4 protein-coding genes and 1 pseudogene are annotated in these 4292 nt (G+C 31.0%); all 5 read right to left on the bottom strand.

Going from position 1 to position 4292, the window contains the following annotated elements; genetic code table 11:
- Positions 1-374, bottom strand: a pseudogene (locus I6E11_RS14165) (hypothetical protein); the annotation flags it as partial.
- On the bottom strand, positions 334-519 hold the full coding sequence (locus I6E11_RS14170) for a hypothetical protein (RefSeq protein WP_235338773.1): 186 nt from the start codon (positions 517-519) through the stop codon (positions 334-336). The gene I6E11_RS14170 and the pseudogene I6E11_RS14165, both read right to left, overlap by 41 nt.
- A 477-nt stretch (positions 520-996) precedes the next feature.
- Positions 997-2793 carry a hypothetical protein gene (locus I6E11_RS14175; protein ID WP_235338774.1) on the bottom strand — a complete coding sequence of 599 codons (1797 nt, stop codon included), beginning with the start codon at positions 2791-2793 and terminating at the stop codon, positions 997-999.
- Between the two features lie 58 nt (positions 2794-2851).
- On the bottom strand, positions 2852-3337 hold the full coding sequence (locus I6E11_RS14180; protein ID WP_235338775.1) for a hypothetical protein: 486 nt from the start codon (positions 3335-3337) through the stop codon (positions 2852-2854).
- A 300-nt stretch (positions 3338-3637) separates the two neighbouring features.
- On the bottom strand, positions 3638-4292 hold a 655-nt coding region (locus I6E11_RS14185; protein ID WP_235338776.1), incomplete at its 5' end, for a hypothetical protein.

A 4292-nucleotide genomic window follows, 5' to 3' on the forward strand; every position in this document is an offset into this window, starting at 1 on the left:
CTCAAATCCACTTTCATAAAAAGGTGGGATATGGTTATAAAATTGGGATGTTCTATTGGTGGTATGCAGTAAAGACTTCTCATTGTAAATTCATATATAGGATGGTTTATTGGTTCAGCATATTTTTTTCTAACCAGTACAGATTTCATGTCCTTATTGAAGTTCTTTAGTGCATCCTCGCTTTCTCCAGTATGTATGGCTAAATCCTTTATTCTCCATCTGACTTTATAATAGTCATTTCTATATAAGGACAAACAAAAGAATCTATATAAATTTGATGGGTTTAGCTTATCTAAAATAGATTTATTAATAGTGGCATATTCTTTCCTTGTGTTACTTATCCTGTTTTGTAGGTATTTCTGTTGTATCTTCATATTCATTAGTAGCTGATTGAACATTATGGGTAAACATTAAATCTTTCTTTTCACGTTCCATCTTATAATAGTAGGCTGTACCAAAATAAATCTTTGCTTCCTTTCGGTTGTTGAACTTCTTTCCTGTTGGTAAATGAATTATCATATCAATTCAAGCATTAATAAGTTAATAAGCCAGTTTCTGCAATGAGATATAATAGGTACTAACTTTTCCATTTTTCTTTCTCCTTGTCTTTAGATAGTTATTAATATTAGCCCATAATCCTATATGAACTCTGTTATCTTTTACTCCTTGCTTAAGTGCTTTTTCTCTGATTTGTTCATAAGTAAATTCCTGCATTTTAGAAATATTGAATGATTTGTAAATAGAGAATCTTGATAGTGGAATTATCTGTTTGAGGTAGTATAAAGGTAGTTACTTTATCGGTAGGGAACTAATCTTGGGGTCACACATTAGAATTTCAAATTTGAGGATATTCTGAATTTAAATTATTGGTATGCTTGTCTTGTTATTCATAAGAAAATCCAGATAAATTGAATCTGGACTTTCATTTAGGGTAAGTACAACATTTTTAGAAAAGGGGTTATAATAAGAGGTTTTATAGTAAAATGTTGTATCAGACTACACTTTTGCATATTCCAGAAATAAGGCTCTTTGTCTGTTCTTCCAATAATCTCTCAACTCAAAAAAATCACTTAGGAAATCCTTTGGTTTCTTCTTTATAGGTGGCATATTCAAGATATTGTATATTTCATCCCTAATTTTGCTTATCTGTGACAATTCATAGGATTCTCCTACCTTAAATCTGTTTTTCACCATTTCGATAAACTCTGTACCTGTCCTTTTCTCATTGTACTTTTTAAGTATCATGGCTTCTCTTATTTTTGACTGGGAGTATTTCAGTTCCTCAATTTGTTCCTTTCCTAATTCATCATAAGCCTTAACTATAAAAGCATCAGTTCTAATAAGTTCTCTTTTATGCTCCATAGCTATGCTTGTTTCATCCCCTTTCAGAATTTCCAGTTGCTCCACTATTTCCCTACGCTTGGCTTTAATGCTTAGTGATTTATTTTCTCGTTTAAGCCTTTCAGTGTCACTCAATTTATAGAGGGTTGATTCATAATTCAGTTTGAAGGATTTGCATTGTTTGTAATTTTTTACCAATTCATTAAAACAGTTATAATATCCCTGTACCAGATTTTCAGCCAGATAATTATCAATTTTAAACCAGTTCTTTGTTCCATCTATGTTTAATAAAGATGTAAGTGGATGATTATCAAGTATAGCTTTGATTGCATCTCTTAATTCATCATTGGTTGCATTATCATAATATGCTTTGAGAGTTTTATAAGTTTCTTCAAACACATTTATTCTAAACTTTAGCTGGGCTTTTGACCTTACTTGAAATGTATAGTCCGTATTCGTTATATGGCTTGCTGATGCTATTCCATTTCTGAATCTTCCAATTATCTGTATGGTATCGGTAAACGGGTCTATTATGCTCTGGGTAGCCATAGCAATATCAGTTACAATAAAAACTTCTGGCAGGAAATCCAATTCAATATCTAAAGCATTAAAGAATCTGCTTGTAAGGAAATTATATTTGTTCATTTTCGATATATCCCAATCTGAATAGGCTTGATTGAATTTCTTATCCTTTAAACTTTTCACACTATTGTATGCACAAAATACTGTAGATTGTTCCAGAATATCCAGTTTATCCATAATTGAATAAATAGTTTCAGTAGAATTGATAAACAAAAATATAGGTTTCTCTATATTGCCGATTCGTTTCTTTAATTCCTGTAGCACATTATTAGTATGGTAAAGATTCAATGATTTGGCATATTCAAAATTTGGTAGAATTTCCATTATCTGAAATTTCTGATTAAAGAATCTTGGGTCGGTAAAATCAAGTGGAGTTGCAGACACAAGCCCTTTATTTTCAAACATAAAGAAATCATCAAAAGGTAATGTTATGTTTTCTCTGTAATCTACATCTTTTACAATCTTGTGACATTCATCGAACAGCAGATAGCAGGTAGAATAAATATCCCTATCAATTTCTTCAAATGCAGCTTTAATTTTAGAAAAACTTTCTGGAGTAGATAATATCTTTATATGTTTTTCCTTACTGGCTTGCAGGTATTTTACGATAGAATCTATTGTTATATTTTCGTAAACTCCCATAAGATTGTCCTGTGCGTGTTTCGGGTCTTTGCATTTACCTTTAATTACTGGAACATTCGGTTCTAAAATAATAGAATCCCTATCAGCTTTCAGTTCACCGTAAGTAGCTCCTAATCCTGTCAGCTTTTTATAAAGTATGGTATTGGTTGGAATTTCTGGTAAGACTTCTGTTAGATATTGTATTTTTCCGTTCTGCTTCTTTTCAATATTAATATATGTGGTATTCATTTTGTTTTCGTTTTAAAAGAGGGGAGTTTTTAGCTCCCACTCTTTAGGTTAATAATTATCAGATTATAGCTTCTTTCTCTCGTAAGTATTCCATAAGTTCTTCCGTACGTTCTAATCGGAAAAATATCTTACCACGGAGAAATGCGCTGGTTGCACTGATATAATTATTGACCTCACGAAACAAAGGTACGAACTGCACACGTTTGCCAGATTCAATGAGCTGTTTCAATATGGATAACTGAAAGTTGTTATCTTCGTCAGCCTTATATGGATTCAGTTCATTTGGATTTATTCCTTTATCTTCACTTTCTCCAGTTGTCAGATAGTTATATATCCAATTGAAAGAATCTGGATTGACATGATATTTGAAACCTGCAACATTAAGAGATTCTATCCAAATGCAAGGATAGTTCTCCTTGTTAGTATATAATCTAATGCTTAGAGTTTCTTTTCTTTGCATCATAGACTTAATGGCATTGTGCGCACCTTCATTGTCGTACTTCTTTACTTGTGGAACTGATGTTCCTGTAATATTGAACTGCATAATTAAATTATTTAATAAATTAATACTCGTTGTTCCCATTCTGAGGGAACTGGCAGATAATCATCATTAAAAGGTGCGCACCGTTTTATTTCTGATTACTTTGCAAAGGTATGGGTTTTCTATTCTCATTATAGGGAATAAAACTTGATTGCTTTTTATTACCCTTAGGAATGGTAACCCATTCTTTTGAGTAGCACAAAAGTAGAGTAATACGAAATAAAGTTTAAGGAATAAAAATATCCCACTACTTTATTCCCCTTATGAGAATATAGTAATGGGATTTTAAAAAAGACAAATAATTTATAATCTGAATGATGGATAAATGCTATTTATTGTCTTTGGCTCATAACCATTGTATTGCTTTAAAAATGCTTTCAGTGTATCATTTTCTGTCTGTTTCCAACATTCCTTAATGGATAATTTTGTAAAGGCTATCAATTGGCAAACAAGGTCAATTTCTCTTTGAGAATGTTTTGCACCTTTTCTTCTTTTTTTTACTACTTGGTCTTGTGTGTCAAAAAAACTAAGAAACATTTTAGCAAAAAAAGTTATAAATGGAGAATCTTTTGTAGGTTTAAATGTTTGTGCTTTTGCTTTATATTTCATTATTGGCATAGTGCTTAAACTTTCTTTTTCTGCAAGTGTATCTGTTGCGCTTGCTATATAATGGATTGTGGTAGGACTATCTATAATGATTTCTTGCTCTCCTTCTATGCATAGTTTTAAAGTTATAGGTTTAATAAATGTTGTTCCAGTATTTTCATTAAAATCTTTTACATTATTTATTATAGATGTAGTAAACTTTTGAAGTTGTTCATAAGGTGATTCTTTTCTTTCTGCTCCATTTATATAATAATGATAACTATAATCATAGATGAAAAGTATAAGCATCCAAAATTTTTCTACGTCAAGTTCTAATTCTGCTATGAATTTTTGGATTAACGCACTTTCTAAA

Source organism: Bacteroides caecigallinarum (genome assembly GCF_021531075.1).
Taxonomy (GTDB): domain Bacteria; phylum Bacteroidota; class Bacteroidia; order Bacteroidales; family Bacteroidaceae; genus Phocaeicola; species Phocaeicola caecigallinarum_B.